This is a genomic window from uncultured Enterovirga sp., from assembly GCF_964242715.1.
GTDB lineage: Bacteria > Pseudomonadota > Alphaproteobacteria > Rhizobiales > Beijerinckiaceae > Enterovirga.
The window spans coordinates 34211-56499 of the sequence record NZ_CAXTAZ010000032.1 but is presented as its reverse complement, the minus strand read 5'-3'; the positions used below and the strand labels follow the sequence as shown (position 1 = coordinate 56499).

The 22289-nt window shown below is 67.7% G+C and carries 25 protein-coding genes and 1 pseudogene; 5 read left to right on the top strand and 21 right to left on the bottom strand.

Features of this window, described 5'->3' with window-relative positions; all coding sequences use genetic code 11:
• The 18 genes and pseudogenes from ACFE87_RS15910 to ACFE87_RS15825 all read right to left on the bottom strand — a co-directional run.
• Nucleotides 1-350, bottom strand: a pseudogene (locus ACFE87_RS15910) (NADH-quinone oxidoreductase subunit L); the annotation flags it as partial.
• A 164-nt stretch (nt 351-514) separates the two neighbouring features.
• A complete protein-coding gene (nuoK, locus tag ACFE87_RS15905; protein WP_375460629.1) occupies nt 515-823 on the bottom strand; it encodes an NADH-quinone oxidoreductase subunit NuoK in 309 nt (102 codons plus the stop codon).
• On the bottom strand, nt 820-1443 hold the full coding sequence (locus ACFE87_RS15900; RefSeq protein WP_375460628.1) for an NADH-quinone oxidoreductase subunit J: 624 nt from the start codon (nt 1441-1443) through the stop codon (nt 820-822). The genes nuoK and ACFE87_RS15900 overlap by 4 nt, the downstream gene beginning before the upstream one ends.
• Before the next feature lie 123 nt (nt 1444-1566).
• On the bottom strand, nt 1567-2055 hold the full coding sequence (gene nuoI, locus ACFE87_RS15895) for an NADH-quinone oxidoreductase subunit NuoI (protein WP_375460627.1): 489 nt from the start codon (nt 2053-2055) through the stop codon (nt 1567-1569).
• Complete coding sequence (nuoH, locus tag ACFE87_RS15890; RefSeq protein WP_375460626.1) at nt 2052-3113, bottom strand: NADH-quinone oxidoreductase subunit NuoH; 1062 nt, start codon at nt 3111-3113, stop codon at nt 2052-2054. The genes nuoI and nuoH overlap by 4 nt, the downstream gene beginning before the upstream one ends.
• 10 nt (nt 3114-3123) lie before the next feature.
• A complete protein-coding gene (gene nuoG / locus ACFE87_RS15885; RefSeq protein ID WP_375460625.1) occupies nt 3124-5208 on the bottom strand; it encodes an NADH-quinone oxidoreductase subunit NuoG in 2085 nt (694 codons plus the stop codon).
• Between the two features lie 9 nt (nt 5209-5217).
• Nucleotides 5218-5424, bottom strand: a complete 207-nt coding sequence (locus ACFE87_RS15880; RefSeq protein WP_375460624.1) for a hypothetical protein — start codon at nt 5422-5424, stop codon at nt 5218-5220.
• A 4-nt stretch (nt 5425-5428) separates the two neighbouring features.
• On the bottom strand, nt 5429-6733 hold the full coding sequence (nuoF, locus tag ACFE87_RS15875; protein ID WP_375460623.1) for an NADH-quinone oxidoreductase subunit NuoF: 1305 nt from the start codon (nt 6731-6733) through the stop codon (nt 5429-5431).
• Nucleotides 6734-6737: 4 nt separating this feature from the next.
• Nucleotides 6738-7805, bottom strand: a complete 1068-nt coding sequence (nuoE, locus tag ACFE87_RS15870; protein WP_375460622.1) for an NADH-quinone oxidoreductase subunit NuoE — start codon at nt 7803-7805, stop codon at nt 6738-6740.
• On the bottom strand, nt 7805-8359 hold the full coding sequence (locus ACFE87_RS15865; RefSeq protein WP_375460621.1) for a Uma2 family endonuclease: 555 nt from the start codon (nt 8357-8359) through the stop codon (nt 7805-7807). The genes nuoE and ACFE87_RS15865 overlap by 1 nt, the downstream gene beginning before the upstream one ends.
• Nucleotides 8360-8385: 26 nt before the next feature.
• Nucleotides 8386-9690: an NADH-quinone oxidoreductase subunit D gene (locus ACFE87_RS15860; protein ID WP_375460620.1), complete on the bottom strand. Its 1305-nt coding sequence runs from the start codon at nt 9688-9690 to the stop codon at nt 8386-8388.
• 1 nt (nt 9691) lies between these two features.
• Nucleotides 9692-10318, bottom strand: coding sequence for an NADH-quinone oxidoreductase subunit C (locus ACFE87_RS15855; protein ID WP_375460619.1), 627 nt, complete (start codon nt 10316-10318; stop codon nt 9692-9694).
• On the bottom strand, nt 10315-10548 hold the full coding sequence (locus ACFE87_RS15850) for a hypothetical protein (RefSeq protein ID WP_375460618.1): 234 nt from the start codon (nt 10546-10548) through the stop codon (nt 10315-10317). The genes ACFE87_RS15855 and ACFE87_RS15850 overlap by 4 nt, the downstream gene beginning before the upstream one ends.
• 2 nt (nt 10549-10550) lie before the next feature.
• Entirely contained in the window at nt 10551-11129 is a 579-nt protein-coding gene (locus ACFE87_RS15845) for a NuoB/complex I 20 kDa subunit family protein (protein ID WP_375460617.1), read from the bottom strand.
• Nucleotides 11120-11485 carry an NADH-quinone oxidoreductase subunit A gene (locus tag ACFE87_RS15840; protein ID WP_375460616.1) on the bottom strand — a complete coding sequence of 122 codons (366 nt, stop codon included), beginning with the start codon at nt 11483-11485 and terminating at the stop codon, nt 11120-11122. The genes ACFE87_RS15845 and ACFE87_RS15840 overlap by 10 nt, the downstream gene beginning before the upstream one ends.
• A gap of 231 nt (nt 11486-11716) precedes the next feature.
• Nucleotides 11717-12511: a VOC family protein gene (locus ACFE87_RS15835; RefSeq protein ID WP_375460615.1), complete on the bottom strand. Its 795-nt coding sequence runs from the start codon at nt 12509-12511 to the stop codon at nt 11717-11719.
• Between the two features lie 13 nt (nt 12512-12524).
• Nucleotides 12525-14168, bottom strand: coding sequence for an ABC transporter ATP-binding protein (locus ACFE87_RS15830; protein ID WP_375460614.1), 1644 nt, complete (start codon nt 14166-14168; stop codon nt 12525-12527).
• The gene (locus ACFE87_RS15825) at nt 14165-15004 is read right to left on the bottom strand and encodes an ABC transporter permease (protein WP_375460613.1); all 840 of its coding nucleotides are present in this window, start codon (nt 15002-15004) and stop codon (nt 14165-14167) included. Before ACFE87_RS15825 ends, ACFE87_RS15830 begins: the two co-directional genes overlap by 4 nt.
• An 89-nt stretch (nt 15005-15093) precedes the next feature.
• Here ACFE87_RS15825 and ACFE87_RS15820 point away from each other — a divergent pair, with 89 nt between their 5' ends.
• A complete protein-coding gene (locus tag ACFE87_RS15820) occupies nt 15094-15819 on the top strand; it encodes a haloacid dehalogenase type II (RefSeq protein WP_375460612.1) in 726 nt (241 codons plus the stop codon).
• A gap of 16 nt (nt 15820-15835) precedes the next feature.
• Here ACFE87_RS15820 and ACFE87_RS15815 read toward each other — a convergent pair whose 3' ends face one another.
• Together ACFE87_RS15815 and ACFE87_RS15810 are read right to left on the bottom strand one after the other, a co-directional pair.
• Complete coding sequence (locus ACFE87_RS15815; RefSeq protein ID WP_375460631.1) at nt 15836-16813, bottom strand: ABC transporter permease; 978 nt, start codon at nt 16811-16813, stop codon at nt 15836-15838.
• Nucleotides 16814-16955: 142 nt separating this feature from the next.
• A complete protein-coding gene (locus tag ACFE87_RS15810) occupies nt 16956-18554 on the bottom strand; it encodes an ABC transporter substrate-binding protein (protein WP_375460611.1) in 1599 nt (532 codons plus the stop codon).
• Between the two features lie 164 nt (nt 18555-18718).
• Here ACFE87_RS15810 and ACFE87_RS15805 point away from each other — a divergent pair, with 164 nt between their 5' ends.
• The 3 genes from ACFE87_RS15805 to ACFE87_RS15795 all read left to right on the top strand — a co-directional run bounded on the left by ACFE87_RS15805 (nt 18719) and on the right by ACFE87_RS15795 (nt 20909).
• On the top strand, nt 18719-19090 hold the full coding sequence (locus ACFE87_RS15805; protein ID WP_375460610.1) for a YciI family protein: 372 nt from the start codon (nt 18719-18721) through the stop codon (nt 19088-19090).
• Nucleotides 19087-20346 carry an RNA polymerase sigma factor gene (locus ACFE87_RS15800; RefSeq protein WP_375460609.1) on the top strand — a complete coding sequence of 420 codons (1260 nt, stop codon included), beginning with the start codon at nt 19087-19089 and terminating at the stop codon, nt 20344-20346. The genes ACFE87_RS15805 and ACFE87_RS15800 overlap by 4 nt, the downstream gene beginning before the upstream one ends.
• Before the next feature lie 113 nt (nt 20347-20459).
• A complete protein-coding gene (locus tag ACFE87_RS15795; RefSeq protein WP_375460608.1) occupies nt 20460-20909 on the top strand; it encodes a VOC family protein in 450 nt (149 codons plus the stop codon).
• Nucleotides 20910-20923: 14 nt separating this feature from the next.
• Here the strand turns inward: ACFE87_RS15795 and greA are convergent, their stop codons facing one another.
• A complete protein-coding gene (gene greA / locus ACFE87_RS15790; RefSeq protein WP_375460607.1) occupies nt 20924-21406 on the bottom strand; it encodes a transcription elongation factor GreA in 483 nt (160 codons plus the stop codon).
• Here greA and ctrA point away from each other — a divergent pair.
• The gene (gene ctrA / locus ACFE87_RS15785) at nt 21296-22225 is read left to right on the top strand and encodes a response regulator transcription factor CtrA (protein WP_375460606.1); all 930 of its coding nucleotides are present in this window, start codon (nt 21296-21298) and stop codon (nt 22223-22225) included. The two genes, greA and ctrA, sit on opposite strands and share 111 nt — an antisense overlap.
• Nucleotides 22226-22289 lie beyond the last annotated feature (64 nt).

Here is a 22289-nt window from a genome sequence, read left to right as displayed (position 1 = left end):
TAGGCGAAGAACCGCGGCCGGTGCGGATCCTCGTGCATGTAGCCGATCGAGTAGGTGTGGACGAGCGCCGACACCGTGTTCACGACGACCAGCATGACGACCGTCAGCGTGTCGATGCGGAAGGCCCAATCGACGACGAGGCCGCCCGACGTGAACCAGTTCGCGACCTGGACGCGCGTCGCGCCGCCCGAGCCGTAGCCGACCTGGAAGAAGGCGATCCAGGAGAGAATCGCGGCGACGACGAGGAGCCCGGTCGTGACGAGTTCGCTCGGCCGCGGCCCGATCAAACGGCCGAACAGGCCGGCGATCAGGAAGCCGACGAGCGGGAGGAAGACGATCGCGTGATACATGGTTCAGCTTCGTGCTTCGAGACGGCCGCTACGCGGCCTCTTCAGCATGACGAGGTGGGTGGATGGGAATCCACTCCGGGCGTCATCCTGAGGAGCGGTCCGGTTCGGCGAAGCCAGCCGGACCGCGTCTCGAAGGACGCAGGACGTCGGAACGCGAACCACCCTCACCCCCGCATCATGTTGACGTCCTCGACCGCGATCGAACCCCGATTGCGGTAGAAAACGACCAGGATAGCGAGGCCGATCGCGGCCTCAGCCGCCGCGACGGTCAGGATGAAGAGCGCGAAGATCTGCCCGACGATGTCGTTCAGGTGGGTCGAGAAAGCGACGAGGTTGATGTTCACGGCGAGCAGCATGAGCTCGACCGACATCAGGATGACGATCACGTTCTTGCGGTTCACGAAGATGCCGAAGACGCCGATCGTGAACAGGATCGCGGCGACGGTGAGGAAGTGGCCGAGCCCGATCGTCATGACACCTCCTCGGGCAGGCCCTGGCCGGACGGCACCTGGCGGAGTTGCACCGCCTCCTCGGGCGTGCGGGCGACCTGCTGGGAGATGTTCTGGCGCTTCACGCCGACACGGTCGCGGAGCGTCAGCACGATCGCGCCGATCATCGCGACGAGCAGGATCAGGCCGGCCGCCTGGAAGAAATAGGCGTAGCGGGTGTAGAGCACCCGGCCGATCGCCTCGGTGTTGCTCACCGCCTCGACCGTCGGATTGCCGGAGAGCGGCAGCTGCAGGGCGGTCGGGCTGACCGTCCAGGTCGACACGACGAGAAGCAGCTCGACCAGGAAGATCACCCCGATCAGGCCGCCGACCGGCAGGTAGCTGAGGAAGCCCTGCCTGAGTTCGGCGAAGTCGACGTCGAGCATCATGACGACGAAGAGGAACAGCACGGCGACCGCGCCCACATAGACGACGACCAGGATCATCGCCAGGAACTCGGCGCCCATGATCAGGAAGAGGCCCGCCGCGTTCACGAAGGCGAGGATCAGGTAGAGCACCGAATGGACGGGATTGCGGGACGCGATCACCATGAAGGCGGACGCGACCGTCACGGTCGAGAAGAGATAGAAGAAAAGGGCGGTCATGTGTCTCGGAGCGGCTCCGGGCCTTGCTGTGTCGCCGGGGCCGGGGTCCCGGAGGGTCTATAGGCCGCCGACCCGGATCGGACAACGGCCGGGGCCATACCCTCCCCTGCGCGGGGAGCGGCGCTACCGATAGGGCGCGTCCGCCGCGATGTTGCGGGCGAGTTCGCGCTCCCAGCGGGCGCCGTTATCGAGGAGCTTGTCCTTGTCGTAGAGGAGTTCCTCGCGGGTCTCGACCGAGAATTCCATGTTCGGCCCCTCGACGATGGCGTCGACCGGGCAGGCTTCCTGGCACATGCCGCAATAGATGCATTTCACCATGTCGATGTCGTAGCGCGTGGTGCGCCGCGTGCCGTCGTTTCGGCGCGGCCCGGCCTCGATGGTGATGGCCTGGGCCGGGCAGATCGCCTCGCAGAGCTTGCAGGCGATGCAGCGCTCCTCGCCGTTCGGGTAGCGGCGTAGCGCGTGCTCGCCCCGGAAACGGGGCGACAAATGGTTCTTCTCGAAGGGATAGTTGATCGTCGCCTTCGGCTTGAAGAAGTATTTCATCGACAGCACGAAGGCGGCGCCGAACTCCCACAGGAGCAGGGACGTAGCGGCTCGACCGACATTCATTGGATGACTGCCTTGTCTGCGACGGGGGCGGGCTCCGGCGGCCCGCGCGGGGCGAGATCGGTGACCTTCAGGACGCCGGCCACGATCACGACCATGACGAGCGAGAGCGGCAAGAAAACCTTCCAGCCGAGGCGCATCAACTGGTCGTAGCGATAGCGCGGCACGAAGGCCTTCACCATCGAGATCATGAAGAAGAGGAAGGACGCCTTCAGCACGAACCAGACGAGGCCCGGCACCCAGGTGAAGGGCGGGAACGGGATCGGCGACAGCCAGCCACCCAGGAAGAGGATCGTGCCGAGCGCGCACATCAGCATGATGGCGACGTATTCGCCGAGCATGAAGAGCAGGAACGGTGTCGAGGAATATTCGACCATGAACCCGGCCACGAGCTCCGATTCGGCCTCGGGCAGGTCGAAGGGTGGCCGGTTCGTCTCGGCCATCGCCGAGATGAAGAAGACGACGAACATCGGGAACAGCCAGAGCCAGTACCAGCCGAAGATGCCGTAGCGGTTCTGCGATTCGACGATGGCCGTGAGGTTGAGCGAGCCCGCGCACATCAGGACGGTGATGATCACGAAGCCGATCGAGACCTCGTAGGACACCATCTGGGCGGCCGACCGGAGCGCGCCCAGGAAGGCGTATTTCGAGTTCGACGCCCAGCCGCCCATGATCACGCCGTACACGCCGAGAGACGAGATCGCGAAGATGTAAAGGACGCCGACATTGATGTCGGCGATGGCCCAGCCGGGCGCCAGCGGGATCACGGCCCAGGCGGAGAGCGACAGCGTCGCGAAGACGAGCGGCGCGAGGAGATAGACGCCCTTGTTCGCGGAGGCCGGGATGATGGCCTCCTTGACGAAGAACTTCGTCAGGTCGGCGAAGCTCTGCAACAGGCCCCAGGGCCCGACCACGTTCGGCCCGCGCCGGAGCTGCACGGCCGCCCAGATCTTGCGGTCGGCATAGAGCGCGAAGGCGATGAAGACGAGCAGGCAGACGAGCAGGACGACGCTCTTCAGGAGCGCGATGCCGACGGCGAAAAGGATGTCGTTCAAGGGCATGCGACTGTCCCTACTCGGCCGCCTGGAGGGCCGGCGTCGCCGTATGGAGCGCGGAACACTCCGCCATCACGCGCGAGGCCCGGGCGATCGGGTTGGTGAGGAAGAAGTCCTGCACCGGCGAGCGGAACGGCTCGGTGTCGAGCGTGCCGCCGAGCCCAGCCCAGGCGGAGAGCGCGGGCGCGAGATTCGCTGGCGCGATCTCGTCGAGCCGCGCGAGATGCGGATGCGCGGCGTAGAGCGCGCGCCGCAACGCGGCGAGGTTGTCGAAGGGCAGCTTGTGCCCGACCACGTCGGAGAGTGCCCGCAGGATCGCCCAATCCTCACGCGCATCGCCCGGCGGGAACACGGCCCGACCGGTCTGCTGCACGCGGCCCTCGGTATTCACGAAGGTGCCCGACTTCTCGGTATAGGCCGCGCCCGGCAGGATCACGTCCGCGCGATGCGCGCCGCGGTCGCCGTGGGTGCCCTGGTAGATCACGAAGGCGCCGGGCGCGATCTCGATCTCGTCCGCCCCGAGATTGAACAGCACGTCGAGCGCTCCGGCATCCGCCATCGCGGGGGCCGCGAGACCGCCCTCCCCCGGCACGAAGCCGATATCGAGCGCGCCGACCCGAGCCGCCGCGTCATGCAGGATCGCGATCCCGTTCCAGCCCTCGACTGCTGCGCCGATCGTGCCGGCGAGGCCGGAGATCGCCGCGAGCAGCGCGACGCCGTCGGCGCGCGAGAGCGCGCCCGAGCCGATGATGACCAGCGGCTTCGCCGCGCCCTTCAGGACGTCGAGGAAGCTATGCCGGCCGGCCGAGAGTTCCGTGAGCGTTTCCGGTCCGGCGCCGAGATAGACGTGGTCGTAGGTGAGATCGACCCGTTCGCCGATGACGCCGATCGGAAGCGGCGACATCCGCCAGCGCTTGCGGATGCGGGCGTTGATGATCGACGCCTCGAGCCGCGGGTTCGCCCCGACGATCAGGATCGCGTCCGCATGCTCGATCCCGGCGATGGTCGGGTTGAACAGGTAGGAGGCGCGGCCATGAGCCGGCGACAGCGCCGAGCCGTCCTGTCGAGCGTCGAGATTCGGCGAGCCGAGTGCCTCCATCAGGAGTTTGAGCGCGAACATCTCCTCGACTGCCGCGAGATCGCCCGCGATGGCGCCGATCCGCTTCGGATCAGCGCCCTTGAGCCGGGACGCGATGGCCGCGAAGGCCTCGTTCCAGGTCGCCGGCCGCAGGCGGCCATTCTCGCGCAGGAAGGGCCGGTCGAGACGCTGCAGCCGGAGGCCGTCGACATGCTGCCGGGTCTTGTCGGAGATCCACTCCTCGTTGATGTCCTCGTGCACCCGCGGCAGCACGCGCATCACCTCGCGGCCGCGCGCATCGACCCGGATGTTCGAGCCGACCGCGTCCATGACGTCGATCGAGGCCGTCTTGGTCAGCTCCCAGGGCCGCACGTTGAAGGCCTGCGGCTTGTGGGTCAGCGCGCCGACCGGGCAAAGGTCGGCCACGTTCGCCTGCAATTCCGACCCCATCGCGTGTTCGAGATAGGTCGTGATCTCCATGTCCTCGCCGCGGCCCGTCGCGCCGAGATCCGGCACGCCCGCGACCTCGGCCACGAAGCGGATGCAGCGCGTGCAATGGATGCAGCGATTCATCGACGTCTTCACCAGCGGGCCGATATACTTGTCGTGCACCGCGCGCTTGTTTTCGTGGTAGCGCGTCGTGTCGACCCCGTAGGCCATGGCCTGGTCCTGGAGGTCGCATTCGCCGCCCTGGTCGCAGATGGGGCAGTCGAGCGGGTGGTTGATGAGGAGGAATTCCATCACCCCCTCGCGGGCCTTCTTGACCATCGGCGACTTGGTCGAGACGACCGGTGGCTCGCCGTTCGGGCCAGGACGGCAATCACGCACGCCCCAGGCGCAGGACGCGACCGGCTTCGGCCCGCCCTTCAGCTCGACGAGGCACATCCGGCAATTGCCGGCGATCGACAGCCGCTCGTGGAAGCAGAAGCGCGGGATTTCCGCGCCCGCCATCTCGCAGGCCTGGAGCAGCGTGAAGTCCGGCGGGACATCGACCTCGACGCCGTCGACGATGAGCTTGGTCATGATAGGCTCTTAGTGGGCATCGACGAGGTCGAGCCGTCGCTCGACCCGCTCGAAGCGCATCTCCAGGCGATCCAGGCGGCGGTGAACCCCGGCAAGGTTCTCCTCGACCGACGTCGTCCGGACCTTGAGGTCTCGCATCTCGTCGATCAAGCGATCGACCTTCTCGTCGATCCGCCGCAGATAGACGAGGACGATGTGGTCCGGCTCGTCAGTCATTCGCCTACTCCGCCGCCATGAGCACGGGCTCGGAATGCGGGTTGCCGCTATACTGGTCGATGCGCCTCTCGATCTCGCTCCGGAAATGCCGGATTAGGCCCTGGATCGGCCAGGCGGCGGCGTCGCCCAGCGCGCAGATGGTGTGACCCTCGATCTGGGTCGTCACCTCGAGCAGCATGTCGATCTCGCGCTTCTGCGCGCGGCCCTCGGCCATGCGGGTCATCACCCGCCACATCCAGCCCGTGCCCTCGCGGCAGGGCGTGCACTGGCCGCAGCTCTCGTGCTTGTAGAAATAGGACAGGCGCGCGATCGCCCGAACGATGTCCGTCGACTTGTCGAAGACCATCACGGCCGCGGTGCCGAGGCCGGATTTCAGACCCCGCAGGGTGTCGAAATCCATCGGCGCATCGATGATCTGCTCGGCCGGGACGAGCGGCACGGAAGCGCCGCCCGGAATCGAGCAGAGCAGGTTGTCCCAGCCGCCCCGCATGCCGCCGCAATGGCGGTCGATCAGCTCCCGGAAGGTGATGCCCATCACCTCCTCGACATTGCCGGGCTTGTTCACGTGGCCGGACACGCAGAAGAGCTTGGTGCCGGTGTTGTTCTTCGGCCCAAGGCCGGCGAACCAGGCGCCGCCGCGGCGCAGGATGGTGCCGGCGACCGCGATCGACTCGACGTTGTTCACCGTCGTCGGGCAGCCATAGAGGCCCATATTGGCCGGGAAGGGCGGTTTCAGCCGCGGCATTCCCTTCTTGCCCTCGAGCGATTCGAGAAGGGCCGTCTCCTCGCCGCAGATATAGGCGCCGGCGCCGTGGTGGACGTAGATGTCGAAGGGGTAGCCGTGGACATTGTCCTTCCCGACGAGCTTGGCCTCGTAGGCCTCGTCTACGGCCCGCTGCAGCGCGATCCGCTCGGCGATGTATTCGCCGCGGATGTAGATGTAGCAGGCATGCGCCCGCATCGCGAAGGACGCGATCATGCAGCCTTCGATCAGGAGATGCGGATCATGCCGCATGATCTCCCGGTCCTTGCAGGTGCCCGGCTCGGATTCGTCGGCATTGACGACGAGGTAATGCGGCCGCTCGCCGACCTCCTTCGGCATGAAGGACCATTTCAGCCCGGTCGGGAAGCCGGCCCCGCCACGGCCGCGCAGGCCCGAGGCCTTCATCTCGTTGATGATCCAGTCGATGCCCTGTTCGAGCAGGAACTTCGTTCCGTCCCAGGCGCCGCGTTTCTGGGCGGCCTCGAGATCCGGCGCGTGGAAGCCGTAGAGGTTCGTGAAGATGCGGTCGCGGTCGGCAAGGGCCATCGCGTTATTCCTTGGGAGCGACGCCGGGAGAGGCGTCCTTGTCGGCGCCGACCGGCTTCGTGTCCGAGCCGTCCCGGCGCGCGGGCTCCCCCTCTCCGGGAGCTCCGGAGACGGGCGTCGTCCCGAGCGATCCGGCCGCGGCGCGGCCGTCTTCGGGCTTCGACGGTGTCATCACGTAGGACTTGCTGCTTTGGGGCGGGTTCGGGTTCGAGGACGATCCCGGGAAGACGGCGGACGTCTTGCTGGAATCGTCCGCCCTGTCCTGCGCCGCCTGAGGGATGGGCTCCTTGCCATCGGCGGCACGCTGGGCCGGCCCGTCCGCGGCCGAACTCTGGGCCGGACGGTTGGCAGCCGGGCGCCCGGGCTTCGGATCGTTGTCGCCTGTCGCGGTCGCTGCCGGAGCCTCCGAGGTCTTCGGCGTACTCGCCTCGAAGCGCTTGCGCCACGCCCCGACGAGCGACCCGTCGAACAGGGCCTCGTCCTGAAGCGTCTTCACCTCTCCCTCCGGCTCGGAGGAGCGGCGGCCTGCCTGCGGGCCGGGCTTCACCTCCCGTCCGGCCGCGAGGTCGTCGAGGAGCCCGATCAGGAGGTCGGGCGTGAGGTCTTCGTAATAATCGTCGTTGATCTGCACCATCGGCGCGTTGCAGCACGCCCCGAGGCACTCGACTTCGAGCCAGGAGAAGTTGCCGTCCGGCGTGACGTGCCGCTCGTCGCCGACCTTCTCCAGCAGCACCTGCTTCAGGTCGAGCGCGCCCTTCACGTGGCACGGCACCGTGCCGCAGAGCTGAACGAACCAGCGCCCGACCGGCTCGAGGTTGAACATCGTGTAGAAGGTCGCGACCTCCATCACCCGGATGATCGGCATGCCGAGCTGGACGGCGACGGCCTCGATCGCGGGCTTCGGCAGCCAGCCATGCTGCTTCTGCGCCTGCCAGAGGAGCGGGATCACGGCCGAGGCCTGCCGGCCCTCCGGATACTTTGCGATCTCGCCTTCGCTCCAGCGGCCATTCTCCTCGGAGAAGGCGAAGGAGGCAGGCTGGATTTCGGCGGGCGCGAGGCGACGGACGGACATTACTGGGTGACCCCGAGCGAATGCGCGGCTTGGAGGACAGGTGCGATGTCGAAGGACAGCCCGGGCGGATCGAGCGTGAGCCGGCCGTCCCGAACGAGGGCCGTCATCATTTCCTGCGCGCTCGTGCGGCGATGATGGACCACCACGCCCTGCTCCGGCCGCACGATCAGGTAATGCTGGATGCCGGGAACGGCGAAATAGTCCGCGAACTTGGCGCCGGTGTCGTCACGCTCGCTCGACCGCGATGTTACCTCGGCGGCGACGATCGGCTCCACCAGCATGGCGTCGAGATCAACCAGCGGGGCACACTGGACGCTGACGTCAGGGATGCGTGCATTGTGCGCGTCGATCTTCACGTTGACGCCGTCGATGAACACGAAGCAAGGAAGACCGGCCTCAGCTACGGCATCCTGCAGGGCGCGATACAGAGCCCCCTTAGTCAGATTGTGCCGCAAGCTGTCGCCGGCCATCGCCACCGGCACGCCGTTCACAAGCTCGTAACGCTGCTCGTCGGAACGCGTCTTGCACCAATCGAGATACGCCTCAACCGTCATACGCTCGCCACTGGCCCGACTCGCGCTCACCGATCCACCTCGCCGAACACGATGTCGAGCGATCCGAGCACGGCCGAGACGTCGGCCAGCATGTGGCCGCGGCACATGAAATCCATGGCCTGGAGATGGGCGAAGCCGGGCGCCCGGATCTTGCAGCGATACGGCTTGTTCGTGCCGTCGGACACGAGATAGACGCCGAACTCGCCCTTGGGCGCCTCGACCGGGCAATAGACCTCGCCGGCCGGGACGTGGAAGCCTTCGGTGTAGAGCTTGAAATGGTGGATCAGCGCTTCCATCGAGCGCTTCATCTCGGAGCGCTTCGGCGGCGCGACCTTTCCGTCCTGCGTCGTCACCGGACCTTGGCCCGCGGGTTCACGAAGCTTCCCGATACATTGCTTCATGATGCGCACGGACTCGCGCATCTCGAGCATCCGGATCACCTGGCGATCGTAATTGTCCCCGTTGCGGCCGACCGGGATATCGAATTCGAGTTCCTCGTAGCATTCGTAGGGCTGCGCCTTGCGCAGGTCCCATGCCGCCCCCGAGCCGCGGACCATCGGGCCGGAAAAGCCCCATTTCCAGCAATCCTCCAGCGTGACGAGGCCGACATCCACGTTGCGCTGTTTAAAGATGCGGTTGCCAATGAAGAGCGCGTCGAGGTCGTCCAGCACCTTCGGGAAGGTCTCGCACCAGCTCTCGATGTCGGAGATGAGCCGGTCGGGCAGATCCTGGTGGACGCCGCCCGGCCGGAAGTAGTTGGCGTGCATGCGCGAGCCGGAGGCCCGCTCGTAGAACACCATCAGCTTCTCGCGTTCCTCGAAGCCCCAGAGCGGAGGCGTGAGCGCGCCGACATCCATCGCCTGCGTCGTGACGTTGAGGAGGTGCGACTTGATCCGGCCGATCTCGAGGAAGAGCACCCGGATCAGTTGGGCGCGCCGCGGCACCGCGAGGCCGATCAGCTTCTCGATCGCCAGGCACCAGGCATGCTCCTGGTTCATCGGCGCGACATAGTCGAGCCGGTCGAAATAGGGGTTCGCCTGCAGATAGGTCTTGTATTCGATCAGCTTTTCGGTGCCGCGGTGGAGCAGGCCGATATGCGGATCGACGCGCTCGACGATCTCGCCGTCGAGTTCGAGCACGAGGCGCAGCACGCCATGCGCGGCCGGGTGCTGCGGCCCAAAATTGATGGAGAAGTTGCGGATGTCGTGCTCGCGCCCGGCGGACGGGACGAGCGCAGGGCCGTCCCGTAGGGCCGTCGAGTCCTGGAAATGCGGACGGCTGTCGAGGAGTTCCTCGCGCTGGGCCGCGAGACCTGGTTCGTCGAGAGCCATGTCAGCTCGCCTTTGCGGCCGGCGCGGCCGGCGCCTGCGCCTTCTCGTCGCCTGGAAGGATGTAGTCCGTCCCTTCCCAAGGGGAGAGGAAATCGAAGTTGCGGAATTCCTGCTGCAGCTTCACGCGCTCGTAGACGACGCGCTTCTGCTCGTCGTCGTAGCGGACCTCGACGAAGCCCGTCATCGGGAAGTCCTTGCGGAGCGGATGGCCGTCGAAGCCGTAATCGGTGAGGATGCGGCGCAGGTCGGGATGCCCCGTGAACAGGATGCCGTACAGGTCGTAGGCCTCGCGCTCGAACCAGTTCGCGGCCGGGAAGACGGGCGCGCAGGACAGGACCGGCGTCGTCTCGTCGGTCTCGACCTTCAGCCGGATGCGCGTGTTATGGCGCGGCGAGAGCAGGTGGTAGACGACGTCGAACCGTTTTTCGCGCCCGGGATAGTCGACGCCGCAGAGGTCGATGAAGCTGATGAAGCGGCAGGCCGGGTCGTCCCGCAGGAAGGTCAGCGCGTCGAGGATCCGCCCGGCCTCGACCACGACCGTCAACTCGCCATACGCGATGGCGCGCCCCGTCACGGCGTCGCCGAGCGAGGTCGCGACATGGTCGGAAAGGGCCTGGAGATCGGTCACGACGCGCGTTCCTCCTGCTCCTGAACCCACCTCTCTACCGCCTCGATGCGCTCGTGGAAGTCTCCAGTGACAAGCTTGCTGAGCAGCGAATCGGCACTCAGCGCGTGCTTGAAAGAGACCTGAGACGCCTCGAGCTTCTCTAGGCGAGCGACAACCTCGGCGTGACGCGAAGCGTTTTCGGCACGCATGTCCCGCAGCAGGGGGAGAATGATGTCGACCGGCTCCTGCACAGCTAGCGCTCGATCGTGCCGGTGCGGCGGATCTTCCGCTGCAGCATCAGCACGCCGTAGAGCAGCGCCTCCGCGGTCGGCGGGCAGCCCGGCACGTAGATGTCGACCGGAACGATGCGGTCGCAGCCGCGCACCACGGCGTAGCTGTAATGGTAATAGCCGCCGCCATTGGCGCAGCTGCCCATCGAGATGACGTAGCGGGGCTCCGGCATCTGGTCGTAGACCTTGCGGAGAGCCGGAGCCATCTTGTTCGTCAGCGTGCCGGCGACGATCATCACGTCCGATTGCCGCGGCGTCGCGCGGGGCGCGAAGCCGAACCGCTCGGCGTCGTAACGCGGCATCGACATCTGCATCATCTCGACCGCGCAGCAGGCGAGGCCGAACGTCATCCACATGAGAGAGCCGGTGCGGGCCCAGGTGATGAGGTCGTCCGCGCTGGTGACGAGGAAGCCCCGGTCGGCGAGTTCGGCATTGACCTCGCGGAAATACGGATCGGTCGCCCCGACCGGCTTGCCGGTCGACGGATCGATGATGCCGCGCGGGGCCGGTGCGATCGCGGTCGTGGAAGCGGTCAGTCCCATTCCAAGGCTCCCTTCTTCCACTCATAGGCGAAGCCGACGGTCAGGACGGCGAGAAAGCTCATCATCGACCAGAAGCCGAGCCAACCGAGATCCCCGAACGTGATCGCCCACGGGAAGAGGAAGGCCACTTCCAGGTCGAAGATGATGAACAGGATGGCGACCAGGTAGAACCGGACGTCGAACTTCATCCGGGCGTCGTCGAAGGCGTTGAATCCGCATTCGTAGGCGGAGAGCTTCTCCGGGTCGGGCTGTTTGTAGGCGACGATGAAGGGCAGGACGAGGAGGGCGCCCGCGATCACGAGCGACACGCCGATGAAAATGACGAGCGGCAGATAGGCTGTGAGCAGGTCGTTCATTCAACACCCGTTGCGGCCCCGGCGAGCCCGCCGGAGAGACGGACGGGACCCGGCCCGGCACGATAGGGTTCTGTCGGCGATGACGCCCAGGGGGAAGGCACGAAGACCCTCGGAACGACCCCGCCGATTTAATGCAGCGATTCTAAAGAGACAAGCCGTCGCTGCGTCGCACAAGGACGCCCTTGCCCTGCATACGGGAGGCCGCCGACATACCCCTCCGTGGTCTTAGGCTCATAGTCGGGTTTCCGAGATGGCGAGTCTCGCACCGTGGCTGAGGGACGGATCGAGATCGGCATCGGCCCCGCCCCGGAACACGACGCTGAACGGCCCCTCCCCCCGCGCCGCGAGCGCGGACGCGAGCGGTCCCTCGGAGCCGTCCGGCGTCGCGAGCCGGACCGCCGTGCCGTTTCCGAGTCGGAGGGTGGCAAACCGAGCCGGCGACCCGGCCACGTCGCCGGCCTGAACCCCGCCCCCGGCCTCGGAGCCGAGGAGCGCGCCGTAGCGCCGCAGCGAGGCCCCGAGGTCCCGCACGGCGATCGTCAGCTCTGCCACCCCCGTCACGCCGTTCGCATGCTGGCGAACCTCGCCCTCCTGCACCCGGAGCCGGCGCGGCGTGACGTCACCGCAGAGGAACGGCACGTCGGATCCCGGCGAGCGCGCCGTCTTCCACTCCAGCCGTTCGCCGTCCGGCCTGAGCCGCCCTCCAGGGATAGGATCCTCCATGTCGAGACCCCGTCTCTGCGCGGCCGAGACATCAGCCTCGATAGCGGTCGGCAGAAGCGCGTGGTCGACGAAACCCTCGCCCGCGGAATGGTAGACCTCGGACCAGCGCATGCCCGGGTCCGGCCGCTTCCAGGCGATGAGTTCGAGATAGGCGCCGTCCTGGAAAACGACGAGGACGTTGTGGGTGATGCCGTTCGCGTGCTCGCCGCCGCGGATCACGGTGAAGCCAAGGCGGCCGTAATCGGTGAAGGCGGCATCGAGGTCGGAGACCGCGATCACGATGTGGTCGAGCGTGAGCGACATCTGAATAGTCCCGTCAGGCGGCCGGAGCCGAAAGGTCGATGCGTTGCGGGTCGCCCGGAGTCCAGCCGCGGCCCGGCACGGCCCCGAGAAGGGCCTGGGTGTAGGCGTGCTGCGGGTCGCCGAACACGTCCGTCGTCGCTCCCGTCTCGACGACTTCGCCGTCCTTCATCACCGCGATCCGGTCGCAGATCTGGGCCGCCACCCGGAGGTCGTGGGTGATGAACAGCATGGAGAGGCCGAGCCGGCCGCGGAGTTCGTCCAGCAAGGCCAGGACCTGAGCCTGGACCGAGACGTCGAGCGCCGAGACCGGCTCGTCCGCGATCAGGAGTTCCGGCTCTACCGCCAATGCCCGGGCGAGCCCGATCCGCTGGCGCTGGCCACCCGAAAATTCGTGCGGGTAGCGGTCGACCGAGGCGGGGTCGAGGCCGACGAGCGCGAAGAGTTCACGCGCCTTGGCGAGCGCGGCGGAGCGGGACACGCCGTGCAGGATCGGGCCCTGCGCGACCAGTTCGCCCGCCTTCCGGCGCGGGTTCAAGGAGGCATAGGGATCCTGGAACACCATCTGCACGCGCCGCGATTCGCGCCGCATGGCGCGGCGGGACAGGGTGGCGAGGTCGGTGTCGCCGAGGCGGATCGTGCCGGAATCGGGATCGAGAAGGCGCACGATGCAGCGCGCGAGCGTGGACTTGCCCGACCCGCTCTCGCCGACGATGCCGAGCGTCGTGCCGCGGGGCAGGTCGAGCGTGACGTCGCGGACGGCATGGGTGACCCGCCGCCGCGAAGCGAAGACGCTGCTCGACCGGTAGGTCTTCGAGACACCCGCGAGCGACAGGATCGGGGGGCCGCCCGCGGCCCTCGGTTTCCGGGGAACGAGCGACGGCACCGCCGCGATCAGCGCTCTCGTGTAGGGCGCTTGCGGCCGGGTCAGGACCTGTTCGGCGGTTCCCTCTTCCACCACCCGTCCCGCCTGCATCACGGCGACGCGGTCGGCGATCTCGGCCACGACGCCGAAATCATGGGTGATGAAGAGGACGCCCATGCCGCGCCGGCGCTGGATGTCGCGGATGAGGTCGAGGATCCGCGCCTGGGTCGTGACGTCGAGCGCCGTCGTCGGTTCGTCGGCGATGAGGAGGGACGGTTCGAGCGCGAGCGCCATCGCGATCATGACCCGCTGGCGCTGGCCTCCGGAGAGTTCGTGCGGATAGGCCCGCAGCGCCGCAGCCGGGTCCGGCATCCGGACTTCGCCGAAGAGAGCGAGCGTCCGTTCGCGGATCGCGGCCTTGTCGAGGTCGGTGTGGATGCGGAACATCTCCGCGACCTGGTCGCCGGCCCGGCGAAGCGGGTTCAGGGCCGTCATCGGCTCCTGGAAGATCATCCCGATCCGGGCGCCCCGGATGCGCCGCATCTCCGCCTCGGGTTCTGCCAGGAGATCGCGGCCTTGAAGCGCGATACGGCCGCCGCCGACTTCCACGCCGGGCGGCAGGAGCCGCATCACCGTGTTGGCCAGCATCGACTTGCCGGACCCGCTCTCGCCGACGACGCAGAGGATCTCGTTCGCGTGAAGCGCGAGGCTCACGCCGTCGATCGCGAGCGCGCGGTCGGCGCCGGGCGGGAGCCGGACAGAGAGATGATCGACCGAAAGCAGGGTGTCGCTCACGGCGTCGCCGTCCGGCGCAGGCGCGTGTTCAGGGCGTCGTTCAGCCCCTGGCCGACGAGGGAGACGGCCAGCACCGTCAGCAGGATCGCGACTCCCGGGATGGCCGAGACGTACCATTGCGTGCGCAACACCCCCCTCCCGGCCCCGATAAGGTTGCCCCATGAGGCGATGTTCGGGTCCGAGAGGCTCAGGAAGGCGAGCGCGCTCTCGAGCAGGATCGCGATCGCCATCACGACGCTCGCATAGACGATCACCGGCGGCAGCGCGTTCGGCAGGATCTCGCGGAAGATGATCTGGGGATCGCCCATGCCGAGGACGCGGCAGGCCTGGACGAATTCGCGGTTCCGGAGCGTCAGGAACTCGGCCCGTGTCAGCCGCGCCGGGGCCGGCCAGGACACGAGGCCGATCGCGACCGTCACCGTCGTGATGTCGGAGCCGAACACCGCGACGAGAACCAGGAGCAGGAGAAAGTTCGGCAGGGTCTGGAAGGCCTCGGTGACCCGCATCAGCGCGTCGTCGACGAGGCCGCCGTAATAGCCGGCGAGCGCCCCGACCACGATGCCGATCGCGATCGAGATCAGCGTCGCCACGAGCCCGATCAGGAGCGAGACGCGGGCCCCGTAGAAGATCTGGGCAGCGATGTCCCGCCCGCTGGCATCGGTCCCGAGCCAGTATCGCGGATTCTGGAAAGGCCATTGCAGCGGCCGGCCGGCGAGGCTCAGCGGATCCTTCGGAAAGACGAGCGGCGCGACGAGCGCGATGACGACGACGGCGGCGAGGAGCGCGAGGCCAAGGATCGAGGCCGGGTTGCGAAGGTAGCGTCGAAAGAGGTTCACGCCGACGCTCCTGCCGACCCCGGGCGCGCCGGGGTCGCCCCGCCCGCCGGATCGTCGTAGGGAGCCCGCGACGAACGGAGACCGAACCCGTGGCCCTCACCGATTACGATGCGCTGACCTTCGACTGCTACGGCACGCTGATCGACTGGGAGACCGGCATCACGGAGGCCCTTCGGCCGCTCACGTCCCGGCTGGCCGCGCCCCTGAGCCAGGACGAGGTCCTGGCAGCGCATGCGGTGCACGAATCGACGCAGCAGCTCGCGACGCCGACGATGCCGTACCGTCGCCTTCTCGCCGTCGTGTACCGGCGGCTCTCCGAGGAATGGCGTCTGCCGGTGAGCCAGGCCGAATGCGAGCATTACGGCGCCTCGATCGGGGATTGGCCGGCCTTTCCGGATAGCCCCGAGGCCCTCGCCTACCTGAAGCGGCATTACCGGCTCGTGATCCTGTCGAATGTCGACGACACCTCCTTCGCGGCCTCGAACGAGCGCCTCGGCGTCAGCTTCGACGCGATCTGCACGGCCGAGGCGATCGGCTCCTACAAGCCGAGCCTGCGCAATTTCGACTATCTGCTGGCGCATCTCGACCGGATCGGGATCCGGCGCAACCGCATCCTGCACACGGCGCAGAGCCTGTTCCACGACCACGTCCCCGCCAAGGAGCTCGGGCTCGCGACCTGCTGGATCGACCGTCGTCGCGACAAGCCCGGCTTCGGGGCCACCATGGATCCCGGCCCGCTGCCCGAGACGGATTACCGCTTCGGCAGCATGGCGGAGCTGGCAGAGGCGCATCGGACCGCGCTCGCGTCCGCCTGACGAGGTCGGCCGCATCTCAGCGCCCCGACGCGATGCGGGGATCGAGCCGGCCATAGGCGAGATCGACCGCGAAATTCACCGCGATGACAAGGAGGGCCGAGACGAAGACGATGCCGAGCAGCGTATTCAGGTCGCGCTGCACCACGGACTCATAGGCAAGGCGACCGAGGCCGGGAAGGGCAAACACGCTCTCCACCACGACCGAGCCGCCCAGCATCGTGCCGGCCTGGAGCCCGACCAGCGTCACCATCGGCAGGAGCGCGTTCCGGAGCACGTGACGGATGACGATACCGGTCTCGCCGAGGCCCTTGGCGCGGGCCGTGCGGACGAAATCGAGGCTCATCACCTCGAGCATCGAGGCCCGCATGATGCGCAGGTAGGTGGCGAGAAAGATCAGGGCCAGCGTCACGGTCGGAAGGATCAGGTGCCAGGCGATATCAACAATTCGGGCGAGCCCGGTCAGCCCTCCGCCGACCTCCTCGAAGCCGCCCGACGGCAGCCAGCCGAGCGTGATCGCGAAGAGCACGATCCCCATCAGGCCGAACCAGAACGAGGGCGTCGCATAGAAGATGAGGCCGAGCGTCGAGATCAGGGTGTCGGGCCAGCGATCGATCCCCCGCGCGGCCACGATGCCGAGCGCGGTGCCGCCCGCGAAGGCGAGCGAGAGCGAGGTCCCCATCAGGAGAAGCGTCACCGGCAGCCGCTCGGCGATCACCGTCGCGACCGGCTTCCCGTAGATCGCCGACTGGCCGAGATCGAGCTGGATCAGGCGCAGGATGTAGCGGCCCAGCTGCACGGCGACGGAGACGTCGAGCCCGTAGAAGCGCCGAAGCTCCTCGGCCGTGCGCGGGTCCCCTCCCCCCATCTGGGCCATCAGGGCGTCGACCGTGTCGCCCGGGGCGAGCTGAAGCAGAAGGAACATCCCGGCCAGGATGATGATCAGCGTCGGCAGGCTCGCGGCGAGCCGGCGCAGCGCGAGGAGGAGGATGGTCAACATCCCACCCCGTCATTCCGGGGCTCGCCGGAGGCGAGAACCCGGAACCCACGAGCCGCACTCGGCTCCGGCAATTCCCCGCTGTAGCGCTTCCGTGGGTTCCGGGTTCCGCGCTGCGCGCGGCCCCGGAATGGCGGGTTGGTCACGCCTCGATCCAGGTGTCGTGCCAGTCGCCCGAGCCCCAGCGCGGCATGTTGTGGTCGTTGCGCAGGCGCTTGCTGGTGGCCGAGAGGAAGGTCCGCTCGGTCATCATCCACACCGGCAGCTCGTCGTTCACGGCCTTCACCCATTGCCCGTAGAGCGCCTTGCGCTTCGCCGGATCGAGTTCGCTCGCCGCATCGTCGACGAGCTTGTCGACCGCGTCGGACTGCCAGCCATATTGGTTCGTCCAGGGCGCACCCTTCGGCGAGCCCGACCGATACCAGACCGTCGTCGAAACGGCCGGGTCGCCGCGATACTGGTGCCAGCCCGTCGCGAGGTCGAAATTCCAGTCCCGGTAGACCGTGGCGAGCGCGCCGGCATTGTCCATGTTGACGATGTCGACCCGGATGCCGACGGCCCCGAGCGACTGCTGGATGAAGGTCGCGAGGAGCGGCACGTCCTCGCCGTTCTGGATCGGCACGAGCTTCAGGGCGAAGCGCACCCCGCCCGCGGCCCGCTTGTATCCGGCCTCGTCCAGGAGGGCCGCGGACCTCTTCGCGTCGAACTCGTAGGGCGGCTTCGCCTCCGTGTAGAAGGCCGTGGACGAGGACGGGATCGGGCCGTTCGCCGGCTTTCCGAGGCCGTAGATGAAGTTCTCGATGAAGAACGGCACGTCGATCGCATGCGCGATGGCGCGGCGGACGCGGACATCGGACAGCTCCTTCCGGCGGGTGTTGAACTCGAGCGTGTTGTTGAAGGCGTTGGCCTCGAGCCCCTTGTTCGACACGGTGAAACGCGGGTCGCTCTTCAGCCGGTCGAGATCGGCGAGGGCGAGCGCATTGTAGGTCGAGAGCTGGACCTGGCCGGTCTCGAGCGCGGCCGTCGCGGCGGCCCGGTCCATGATGAACCGCCACACGATCCGGTCGAGAAAGGGGAAGTCCTTGCGCCAGTAGTCCGGGTTCCGCTCGGCGATGACGTATTGGCCGCGCTCGTATTGAACGAAGCGGAACGGCCCGGTGCCGATGGGTGCCGTGTTGGCCGGGTTCTCGAGGATGTTCGTTCCCTCGAAGACATGGCGGGGCGCGACATAGCCGAGATCGCAGAGCGCCCGGAGAAGCAGGTCGGTCGGCATCGGCCGCGAATATCGGAAAATCGCGGTGGTCGCGTCCGGCGTGTCGACGGCCGTCAGATATTGCTGCAGCTGGGTGCCGTAATTCAGGTATTTCTTCCACATCTCCATGGCGGTGTACTGGACGTCGGCGGAGGTGAAAGGCTTGCCGTCATGCCACTTCACGCCTTCGCGAAGCTTGAAGGTGACGGTCTTCCCGTCCGGGGCGGCTTCCCACGAGGTCGCAAGGACCGGAGACGGCTTGCCGGCCGCGTCGAGGTCGACCAGCGGCTCCATGATCTTCGAGGTGATGATGTAGACGCCGGTCGAGGCCCGGATGGCCGGGTTGAGGACGCGCTGCTCGCCGTTCAGCTGGACGGTCAGCACACCGCCGCGGCGGGCGCTCTGCGCCAGGGCCGCGGGCGTCCAGGCAGCGGCTCCCAGGGCCAGGATACCGGCGGTCCGGAGGGCTTCGCGACGGTCGATGAGCATGGGGTCCACCTGTGCAAGTCGGCGCATTCTTGCTGCATTGCAGCAGTTCCGCAACGGAGCGGGAGAACGATCTCCTTCGGAGCGCGATCGGAGATCTTTCGTACCGGACCGTGTCGGCATCGGGCATATCGGTTCGTCCTGAGACGAGACGAGGCCTGACCGAGATGCTCTACGCCATCCTTTGCTACGATTCCGAAGACGTCGTCGGCGCCTGGACCAAGGAGGAGGACGAGGCCGTGATGGCCAAGCTCGGCGCCGTCCAGCGCCGGCTCGCCGAGAAGGGCCGGATCGGGCCTGTCGCCCGCCTCCTGCCGACCACTGCGGCGACGACGATCCGCAAGGGCCGGGACTCGCTCGTGATCGACGGCCCCTTCGCCGAGACGAAGGAGCAGCTTCTCGGCTTCTACGTGGTCGAATGCGCGACGCTCGAAGAGGCGATCGAGACCGCGCAGGATCTCGCCCGTGCGAGCGGGTCCGCCGGCGCCTACGAGCTTCGACCGATCGGCTATTTCGACCGGGGGAGCCTGCCGGGATGAGCGATCTCGCCTGGATCGAGGCGGCCCTCACCTCCTCCCGCCCCCAGGCGATCGGCGCCCTGCTCCGGTATTTCCGCGACCTCGACCTCGCGGAGGAAGCCTTCCAGGAGGCCTGCCTCCGGGCGCTCAGGACTTGGCCGCAGAACGGCCCTCCCCGCGATCCGACGGCCTGGCTGATCTTCGTCGGCCGCAACGTCGCGATCGACACGGTTCGCCGGCGCGGCCGCGAGGCGCCGCTTCCGGAGGAGGAGATGATCTCCGACCTCGAGGATGCCGAGACCGCCCTCGCCGAGCGGCTCGACGGGTCGCAATACCGGGACGACGTGCTTCGCCTGCTCTTCGTCTGCTGCCATCCCGACTTGCCCGCCACCCAGCAGATCGCGCTCGCGCTCCGCATCGTCTCGGGCCTGACCGTGAAGCAGATCGCACGCGCCTTCCTGGTCGGCGAGAGCGCGATGGAGCAGCGGATCACGCGGGCGAAGAACCGGGTCGCGGCGGCTGACGTGCCGTTCGAGGCGCCCGGCGCGGCCGAGCGGGCCGAGCGCCTCGGCGCGGTCGCCGCCATGATCTACCTCGTCTTCAACGAGGGCTATTCGGCCGGCGGCGGCGACGGCGCCCGCCTGCAGCTCTGCGACGAGGCGATCCGGCTCGCCCGCCTGCTCCTCCGGCTGTTCCAGACGGAGCCGGAAATCATGGGCCTCACGGCCCTCCTGCTCCTCCAGCACGCCCGCGCGCCGGCCCGCTTCGGCCCGGATGGGGCCGTCGTGCTTCTGGAGGACCAGGATCGCTCGCTCTGGAACCGGAAGATGATCGTCGAAGGCCTCGCCCTGATCGACAAGGCGATGCGGCATCGTCGGCCCGGGCCCTACCTGGTCCAGGCCGCGATCGCGGCCCTGCATGCCCGGGCGGCCCGGCCGGACGACACCGACTGGGCCGAGATCGACCTTCTCTACGCCACGCTCGAGAGGCTGCAGCCCTCGCCCGTGGTGACGCTCAACCGGGCGGTCGCGGTCGCGAAGGTGCGCGGGCCGGAGGCTGCGCTCGCCCTGATCGAGCCCCTGGAGCCGCTTCTCTCCGGCTATTTCCACTTCTTCGGGTTGCGGGGTGGTCTCCTGATGCGGCTCGGTCGCGCGGAGGAGGCACGCCGCGCCTTCGACCGCGCCATCGCGCTCGCCAACACGGCGGCCGAAGCCGCGCATATCCGGATGCATCTCGACCGCCTCCTCGAGGAGAGCTCCAAGGCCGAGGCTCTCTAAATGTCCGTGCCGCTGTCGGCATGCCGCGGCCGGGAGCGTCTTTCAGAGGACGGGCATGCGGGGTGCCCGTCGCGGCCGACGCGGCCCACCGTCCTCCCCGAGGAGCATCGAGCATGGATACGGCAGAGAAGCCCCCCGTCGTCGAGGCAGACTGGACCCCGCCCCCGCGCCAGGAGGTCACCGGCGGCGTCGCGCCCTACCTGGCCGTCGACGGCGCGAACGCAGCGGCCGACTTCTACATCAAGGCCTTCGCGGCCGAGGACCTCGCCCGCATGCCACCGGACGCGAAGGGCCGAACGATGCATATCCACCTCCGCATCAATGGCGGTTCGGTGATGCTGAGCGACGCCTTCCCGGAACACGGATGCGGGCTCGCCCCGCATGGCGGCTGCGTGCTCCACATCCAGGTGCACGACGTCGGTCCCTGGTGGGACCGGGCCGTTGCGGCGGGGGCCAAGGTCGTCGTGCCGCTCGCGGATGCGTTCTGGGGCGACCGCTACGGTCAGCTCCGGGACCCCTTCGGCGTGACCTGGTCGCTCGCGTCGCCCTCGAAGCCGCACTGAGGCAGCCGCCTCCTTCAGAGCACGGCCACCACCTCGACCTCGGCGCCGGCGACGGTCGCAACGTCGCCGACGCGCTTGCCGAGGAGCGCTCGCGCGAGCGGGGAAATGTGCGAGACCGATCCCTGAGCGGCGTCGGCCTCGTCTTCCCCGACGATCCGGAAGGTCTGCCGGCGCCCATCCTCCCGGTCGAAGGTGACGCCGCCGCCGAAACTCACCCTGTCGCCCGCCACCGGGGAGGGGAGGACCAGCTGCGCGCTCGCCCGGCGCGCCGCGTAGTATCGAAGGTCGCGTGAGGCGCGCGCCATGGCGGCACGGTCGGCCTGGACATCGCCCGCGAGCTGCGCCGCCCTGTAGGCCGCCCGCGCGGCCGCAACCGCCGCATCGAGATGGGCGAGCCCTTCCGGAGTGACGAGGTTCGGATGCGGCGAGATCGGGCGGTCGGGAAGATGCGCCGCCGCGGCCTCGAGATCCTCCTCGCGGGTGAAGGCGACACTCACGCCGACCGGGCTCCGCGCGATTTATGGCGAATCCGAGCCTTCATGAGTGGAGGTTCATTCATTCTTAGTTCTTTCACCCTCATGCTTAGCGAATTCCTACCTCACGCCGCGGTGGCCCCACGCATGCGTATCCTGCTGATCGAAGACGATGCGACGGTGACCCGGAGCATCGAACTCATGCTGAAAGCCGAGAGCTTCAGCGTCTACACGACCGACCTCGGAGAGGAAGGCGTGGATCTCGGCAAGCTGTACGATTACGACCTCATCCTGCTCGACCTCAATCTTCCGGACATGTCCGGCTACGACGTCCTGAAGCAGCTCCGGGTGGCGAAGGTCCGGACGCCTGTCCTGATCCTCTCCGGCATGACCGGGACCCAGGAGAAGGTGAAGGGCCTCGGTTTCGGAGCCGACGATTACCTCGTGAAACCGTTCCACAAGGACGAGCTCGTGGCCCGCATCCACGCCATCGTGCGCCGGTCGCAGGGTCACGCGGAAGCGGCCGTGCATTGCGGCGACCTCACCATCAAGGTCGAGGCGAAACAGGCCGAGATCGCCGGCAAGGTCGTGAACCTGACGGGCAAGGAGTACCAGATGCTGGACCTCCTCGCGACACGGCAGGGGAATACGATCACCAAGGAGATGTTCCTGAACCATCTCTACGGCGGCATGGACGAGCCGGAGATGAAGATCATCGACGTGTTCATCTGCAAGCTCCGCAAGAAGCTTGCCGACGCCTCCGGCGGCAAGAACTACATCGAGACCGTCTGGGGCCGCGGCTACACCCTTCGCGAACCGGTGCCGCAGAAGATGGCCGGCTAAGCCCGGCCGACTTCGACGCCTCGCAGTCGCGACGGCCGCCTTCCGGGGCCGGTCGCGCACGACC

Excerpts from the sequence above, each read along its gene's own strand:
- nuoK (WP_375460629.1), bottom strand. The coding sequence starts at position 823 with ATGACGATCGGGCTCGGCCACTTCCTCACCGTCGCCGCGATCCTGTTC.
- ACFE87_RS15900 (WP_375460628.1), bottom strand. The coding sequence starts at position 1,443 with ATGACCGCCCTTTTCTTCTATCTCTTCTCGACCGTGACGGTCGCGTCC.
- nuoI (WP_375460627.1), bottom strand. The coding sequence starts at position 2,055 with ATGAATGTCGGTCGAGCCGCTACGTCCCTGCTCCTGTGGGAGTTCGGC.
- nuoH (WP_375460626.1), bottom strand. The coding sequence starts at position 3,113 with ATGCCCTTGAACGACATCCTTTTCGCCGTCGGCATCGCGCTCCTGAAG.
- nuoG (WP_375460625.1), bottom strand. The coding sequence starts at position 5,208 with ATGACCAAGCTCATCGTCGACGGCGTCGAGGTCGATGTCCCGCCGGAC.
- ACFE87_RS15880 (WP_375460624.1), bottom strand. The coding sequence starts at position 5,424 with ATGACTGACGAGCCGGACCACATCGTCCTCGTCTATCTGCGGCGGATC.
- nuoF (WP_375460623.1), bottom strand. The coding sequence starts at position 6,733 with ATGGCCCTTGCCGACCGCGACCGCATCTTCACGAACCTCTACGGCTTC.
- nuoE (WP_375460622.1), bottom strand. The coding sequence starts at position 7,805 with ATGTCCGTCCGTCGCCTCGCGCCCGCCGAAATCCAGCCTGCCTCCTTC.
- ACFE87_RS15865 (WP_375460621.1), bottom strand. The coding sequence starts at position 8,359 with ATGACGGTTGAGGCGTATCTCGATTGGTGCAAGACGCGTTCCGACGAG.
- ACFE87_RS15860 (WP_375460620.1), bottom strand. The coding sequence starts at position 9,690 with ATGGCTCTCGACGAACCAGGTCTCGCGGCCCAGCGCGAGGAACTCCTC.
- ACFE87_RS15845 (WP_375460617.1), bottom strand. The coding sequence starts at position 11,129 with ATGGGACTGACCGCTTCCACGACCGCGATCGCACCGGCCCCGCGCGGC.
- ACFE87_RS15840 (WP_375460616.1), bottom strand. The coding sequence starts at position 11,485 with ATGAACGACCTGCTCACAGCCTATCTGCCGCTCGTCATTTTCATCGGC.
- ACFE87_RS15835 (WP_375460615.1), bottom strand. The coding sequence starts at position 12,511 with ATGTCGCTCACGCTCGACCACATCGTGATCGCGGTCTCCGACCTCGAT.
- ACFE87_RS15810 (WP_375460611.1), bottom strand. The coding sequence starts at position 18,554 with ATGCTCATCGACCGTCGCGAAGCCCTCCGGACCGCCGGTATCCTGGCC.
- ACFE87_RS15805 (WP_375460610.1), top strand. The coding sequence starts at position 18,719 with ATGCTCTACGCCATCCTTTGCTACGATTCCGAAGACGTCGTCGGCGCC.
- ACFE87_RS15800 (WP_375460609.1), top strand. The coding sequence starts at position 19,087 with ATGAGCGATCTCGCCTGGATCGAGGCGGCCCTCACCTCCTCCCGCCCC.
- ACFE87_RS15795 (WP_375460608.1), top strand. The coding sequence starts at position 20,460 with ATGGATACGGCAGAGAAGCCCCCCGTCGTCGAGGCAGACTGGACCCCG.
- ctrA (WP_375460606.1), top strand. The coding sequence starts at position 21,296 with ATGGGCGAGCCCTTCCGGAGTGACGAGGTTCGGATGCGGCGAGATCGG.